The sequence below is a fragment of the Mycobacterium sp. UM_11 genome, from assembly GCF_001414075.1.
Taxonomy (GTDB): Bacteria; Actinomycetota; Actinomycetes; order Mycobacteriales; family Mycobacteriaceae; genus Mycobacterium.
The window spans coordinates 1-5,750 of the sequence record NZ_LATC01000172.1 but is presented as its reverse complement, the minus strand read 5'-3'; the positions used below and the strand labels follow the sequence as shown (position 1 = coordinate 5,750).

6 protein-coding genes are annotated in these 5,750 nt (G+C 70.0%); 5 read left to right on the top strand and 1 reads right to left on the bottom strand.

Features of this window, described 5'->3' with window-relative positions:
• From WU80_RS23935 to WU80_RS23925, 3 genes are all read left to right on the top strand, one after another.
• A complete protein-coding gene (locus tag WU80_RS23935; RefSeq protein WP_055405874.1) occupies window positions 1-528 on the top strand; it encodes a hypothetical protein in 528 nt (175 codons plus the stop codon).
• Window positions 529-829: 301 nt separating this feature from the next.
• Window positions 830-2,266, top strand: coding sequence for a condensation domain-containing protein (locus WU80_RS23930; protein WP_055405567.1), 1,437 nt, complete (start codon window positions 830-832; stop codon window positions 2,264-2,266).
• Window positions 2,267-2,268: 2 nt separating this feature from the next.
• The gene (locus WU80_RS23925) at window positions 2,269-3,615 is read left to right on the top strand and encodes a hypothetical protein (RefSeq protein WP_055405566.1); all 1,347 of its coding nucleotides are present in this window, start codon (window positions 2,269-2,271) and stop codon (window positions 3,613-3,615) included.
• A gap of 9 nt (window positions 3,616-3,624) precedes the next feature.
• On the opposite strand, the gene WU80_RS23920 is transcribed toward WU80_RS23925, so the two are convergent.
• Entirely contained in the window at window positions 3,625-4,293 is a 669-nt protein-coding gene (locus WU80_RS23920; protein WP_055405565.1) for a TetR/AcrR family transcriptional regulator, read from the bottom strand.
• Window positions 4,294-4,375: 82 nt separating this feature from the next.
• On the opposite strand from WU80_RS23920, the gene WU80_RS23915 reads away from it, so the two are divergent.
• Together WU80_RS23915 and WU80_RS23910 are read left to right on the top strand one after the other, a co-directional pair.
• Window positions 4,376-5,287, top strand: a complete 912-nt coding sequence (locus tag WU80_RS23915; RefSeq protein ID WP_055405564.1) for an oxygenase MpaB family protein — start codon at window positions 4,376-4,378, stop codon at window positions 5,285-5,287.
• Window positions 5,288-5,379: 92 nt separating this feature from the next.
• Window positions 5,380-5,750: PPE family protein (locus tag WU80_RS23910; RefSeq protein WP_156349739.1), on the top strand; the 371-nt coding region annotated here is incomplete at its 3' end.

Genomic DNA, 5,750 nt, shown 5'->3' with positions numbered 1-5,750 from the left:
ATGTGTATAAGAGACAGCCTCACGCCCGAGCAGCGACGGCTGCTCATCAAGCGGCTCGAGCAACCGGTGAGCGACCTGATCGATCCGGCGCTGCTGGCCCGGGTGCGGCGCATCCGGCTGAGCCTGATGGTCGGCGGTTCGATGGCGATGGTGCCCTGGCTGGGGTACCTGTCGGTGACGCTGCCGGAGAATTACGTCGCGCATAATTGGCCACTCACCTGGGTCGGCTTCGACATTCTGCTGGTGTCGTTCATGGTGGCGACGGCGACGCTGGGGTACCTGCGCCGTCAACTGCTGGTCCCCGCCGCGTTCACCACCGGGGTGTTGCTGATCTGCGACGCGTGGTTCGACCTGATGACCGCCGGGCCCAAGGACGTGTGGCTGTCGATCGCCACGGCGCTGCTGATCGAGGTGCCGCTGGCGGCCTTCATGATCTTCAGCGCGCAGCGGCTGATACGGCTCACCATGATGCGGCTGTGGTTGCTGGATCCCGAGATGCACCTCTGGCAGCTGCCGCTGTTCCCCTGAGGCCGTGCGGGTTTGGCCCGGCGCTCTGGCGCGAGTGGAGCACACTACTGCCACGACGGCGGCGACACACGAAATTGCGAATCTTGGAAAAACCGGGTAAACGCCCCCTTCCTCGACTACCGTCCAATAGCAGCGACACAGGGGGGTGCAAGCGACGCCGTAAGTTCAGCCCAACGCACGCGTCGAAGAATCCCAACACATAACTGGATTCATGCTGCGCGGAATGTCCTTCGCCGCACGGCTTCTCGGCTCCTCCCACGCCGCGCCAGAACGTCCGCAGCACGGAATGAGGACTGAGTCAATGGTCGCACTCGGTAACATCTACGAATGGCAGCCGGCCCGCGGTCCGCTCACCATGTGGACGGCCACGCCGTCGTCGCATGAGGCGGCCCGCGCCGCGCAGCCAAGCGATCTGGCTCCGAGTTACCAACAGGCTCAACACCTCTGGGCGGCCTTCCATGGCAGGGCGATGAACCGGGAGCTACCACGCCTGATGATCGTCTCCTGGGACATTCCCGGCACGTGCGACATCCCGGCGATGACCGCGGCGGTCAACGCGCATGTCCGCCGCCACGACACCTACCACAGTTGGTATGAATTCAATAACGGCGTCATCGTGCGTCACGCGATCGCCGACCCCGCCCTGATCGACTTCGTTCCCGTCTCGTTCGGGAACCAGACCGTCGACGAGGTGCGCACCCACGTCCTGACGACGACCCCCGGAACGCTCGAATGGGGTTCCTTCACCTACGGCGTCGTCCAGCACGCCGACTACTTCACGTTCTATGCGAGCGTCGACCACCTGCACATCGATGGCCTGTCGGCCGGCGTCATCTTCGTCGACATCCACCTGGCCTATCAGGAACTCGCGCGGGGGCGGCAGCCGAGCGCGCTGCCCGAGGCCACGAGCTACCGGGACTACACCGCCCGTCAGCGCGAACGGGTCGCCGGGCTGACGCTGTCGTCTTCGGAGATCAAGGACTGGATCGCGTTCGCTCGCGACACCGACGGCGACTGGCCCAGCTTCCCCCTGCCGCTTGGGGACACCTGGGCCAGCAGCAGGGGCGACCTGGTGACCGTCGATCTGTTGGACGCCGCACAGACCGAGGCTTTCGACGCCGCCTGCGGCGCGGCCGGTGCCCGGTTCATCGGCGGGGTGCTGGCCTGCACGGCGCTGGCCGAGCGGGAATTGACCGGCGGGGCCGTCTATCACGGGTTCACGGCCCGCGACACCCGCACGCCGGGCGTCGACACCATGACCGTGGGCTGGTTCGCCAGCCTGGTCCCGGTCACGGTGCCGACCGGCGGCACCACCTTCGCCGAGGCGGCCCGGGCCGCGCAGAAGTCCTTCGACGCGGCCAAGGACCTCGCCGGTGTCCCGGTCGAGCGGCTGATCGAGTTGGCGACGCCCGACGAGCTGGGCATCAAGTTGCCCACGCGGCTGCCGATGATGTTGTCTTTCCTCGACTTTCGCAAGATCCCCCTCGCCGGGCTGTGGGCGGAGACCAATTTCGGCACCTACGGCGACAGCCTGTCCCACGGCGGGATCAACATGTGGATCAACCGGCACGCGGAAAAGACCACGGTCACGATGTCCTTCCCGGACAACGCGATCGCGCGCGAGTCGGTGGACCGCTACATCGCGACGCTGGACGAGACCTTCGCCCGCGCCATCGATGCGGCCACCGGCGAGCCGCGCGCGGACGCGCCCACCCGCAACGACGACGAGGCGGCCTAGGCGTGAGCAACCTGCTGGATCTGGCCGACCAGACCCTTTTCCTCGGTGAGCGGGCGACGGCCACCACCAGTGTGGTGCAGACGATCTGGGTGTACGACCGCGCCGTGGACCTCAACGGTCTGCGCGCCTTCCACCACCACCTCGGTCGGGGCCGATTGCGCCGCCGCATCGAACGGTCGCCCTTGCCGTTCGGCCGGCACCGCTGGGTCGCCCCAACCCACCAGTCGGACCTGGAGATCGTCGCGACGCCCCGGCCGCGCGACGACATCGACGCCTGGCTGGACGAGCAGGCGGGTAGGCGGCCGGACGCCGAGCGCGGGCCCGGCTGGCACCTTGCGGTGCTCCCGCTCACCGACGGGGGCGCGGCGGTGAGCCTGGTGGTCACCCACACGCTCACCGACGGCGTCGGGCTGTGCGAGGCGTTGGCGGACGCGGCGTGCGGCCGCGACGACGCGATCGACTGGCCCCCGGCGGGATCGCGGCCGCGGTGGCGGGCGCTGCGCGAGGATGCGCGCCAAACCGCCCGCGACACAACGGATGTGGGCCGCGCCGTGCTCGCGGCGGCACGCATGGCCCGGGCCGGCCGGGGCGCCGCCCCCGGCGCGGCCAAGAAGCGGCCGGCGCCGCCCACCGGACCCGACAAGCCCATCACGCTCCCCATGGCGACGGTCTTCGTCGACGCCGACGAGTGGGATGCCCGCGCGAGCGCCCTGGGCGGCACCAGCAACGCGCTGCTCGCGGGGTTGGCGGCGCACCTGGCCCGGCGGGTGGGCCGGGTCGCCGCCGACGGCACGGTCAACGTGGGCATGCCGGTCAACGAGCGCACAACGGGCGACACCCGGGCCAACGCCGTCGTCAACGTCGATATCGCGGTGGACCCCGCGCCCGCGACGACCGACCTGAGCGGGATCCGCACCGGTATCAAGGACGCGCTGTCCCGGCACCAGGACGAGCCCGACGAGCGCTGGGCGTTGCTGCCACTGGTTCCGCTGATCCCCAAACGGGTAATGCGGCGACTGATCGGCGTGGTCACCGGGAGCGCGGTCACCGTGGTGTCGTCCAACCTCGGGTCGCTCGACCCGGCCGTCAACACCCCGGACGGCACGGACGCCGACCACTTCGCGATGAAGACGGTGTACCCGGGGGTGACCACCGCGACGATGTACAGCACCAACGGTGCGCTGGCCTTGCTGTCGGGGCGGGTGCACGGCCGGGTGTTCGTCTCCTTCCTGGCCTACGAGCTGGGCCGCCCGAACTCGAACGACCAATTGCGGCAACACATTTCGCGGGCGTTGCGCGACTTCTCGCTGACCGCCACCACCGGGTGGCCCGCCGTCAGTCCCGTCTGAGACCGCGCCTCAGGAGTCCGCTCGCGACTCGGCCGCCGTCTGCAGCCGGTACAGGTCGGGCTCGGCGAGTTCGTCGAGCAGCGCGGCCAAGTGGTCGACGAGCTGGTCCGGTTCGAGCCGGACGTCACCCGCGAGCCAGGCGCTGATGGTCTGGCCGACGCCGCCGACCACGAAGTGCGCCGCGGCCTTGATCCGGTCGTTCGCCGGCATCCGCAGCGCGGCTCCGACGTGCTGGCCCGACAGCATGGCGAACAGCGCGCTGGATTCGGCGCGCTTGCGCACGATCACGGGATCGGCCAGCTGCGTGCTGAACAGCAGGCGCCCCACCCGGGCGTCGTCGGCGATGGTGCGCACGATGTTGGCCATGCCCGCGCGGGTCTGCTCGTCCGGCGGCACGGCCGCCACCGCGGCCTGGGTGGTGGCGGCCAGCTCGGCGACCACCGAGTCGAACACGGAGGCGACGAATTCGTCTTTGTCGGCGAAACTTTCGTAGAAGTACCGGGCCGCCAGCCCGGCCCGCCCGCACACGCCGCGAACGGTGACCGCCGCGACGCTCTGCTCCTCGGCGCCCAGTAACTCCAGGCCCGCGGCCAGCAGCCGGTTGCGGCGTGCGGCCAGCCGCTGGGTGGCCTCGACGCCGCGGTAGGGCCGTGCGCCCGACGGGTTCATGCGAACCATCTTGACACCAACGCGGCGCCGCGACAATATCAGGAAACACGCGTTCGCAGATTAGCGACGGCGCCGCTGGAGGGATCTCACCATGGCAATACCCGAGGCTGTTCGCGAACCGGCCCGTCACGTCGAGCGCGCGATCGCCGATCCGCCCCGGCGGTCCCCCGCGCGCCGGCGCCGGCGGGGGCTCGGCATCGACGAGGGATTGATGGGGGTGGCGCTGCTGGCCGGCCCCGCCAACGTGATCATGCAATTGGCGCGCCCCGGTGTCGGATACGGCGTTATGGAGAGCCGCGTCGAAAGCGGCCGCGTCGACCTGCACCCGATCAAGCGCGCACGCACCACCTTCACCTACCTGGCGGTGGCGACCAACGGCACCGACGCGCAGAAGGACGCCTTCCGCCGGGCGGTGAACCGGGCCCACGCGCAGGTCTACTCCACCCCGGACAGCTCGGTGTCCTACAACGCCTTCGACCCCGACCTGCAGCTCTGGGTGGGGGCCTGCCTGTACAAGGGCGGGGTCGACATCTACCGCATGTTCATCGGCGAGCTGGACGGCGAGGACGCCGATCGCCACTACCGCGAGGGCATGGCGCTGGCCACCACCCTGCAGGTGCCGCCGGAGATGTGGCCCGCGGACCGGGCGGCGTTCGACCGGTACTGGCAGGAGTCGCTGGCCAAGGTGCACATCGACGACGCGGTGCGCGAGTACCTCTATCCCATCGCCGCCAACCGCATCCGGGGGCTGACGCTGCCGCGCCGGCTGCAGCGCGCCTCGGACAACCTCGCGTTGCTGATCACCACGGGCTTTCTGCCGCAACGGTTTCGCGACGAGATGCGGCTGCCCTGGGACGCCACCAGGCAACGGCGCTTCGACAGGCTCATCGCGGCGCTGGCCCTGGTGAACCGCCGCCTGCCGCGGTTCGTCCGGCGCTTCCCCTTCAACGTCCTGCTTCTCGACCTCGACCGCCGGATCAGGACGGGGCGCCCGCTGGTGTAGCGCGGGGACGCAACGACCGCCGAGTTGATAACGAAAATCATATTCATTAAGCTCTCCTCTGCCTGGTAAGCCTTCCAGTCCGAGGAGTAGCTATGACGGCGCCGATCTGGATGGCCTCGCCACCGGAGGTGCACTCCGCCCTGCTCAGTAGCGGCCCCGGTCCGGCGTCGCTGCTGGCGGCGGCGGGGGCATGGTCCGAGCTGAGCACCGAATACGCCTCGGCCGCAGCGCAACTCAGCGGCGTCGTGGCCGCGACGCAGGCCGGGGCCTGGGAGGGACCCAGCGCGGAGTCCTACGCGGCCGCGCACGCGCCCTACCTGGCGTGGCTGACGCGGGCCAGCGCGCACAGCGCGGCGGCGGCCGCCCAACACGAGACCGCGGCCACGGCCTACACCGCGGCCCTGGCCGCGATGCCGACGCTGCCGGAACTGGCCGCCAACCACACCGTGCACGGGGTGTTGGT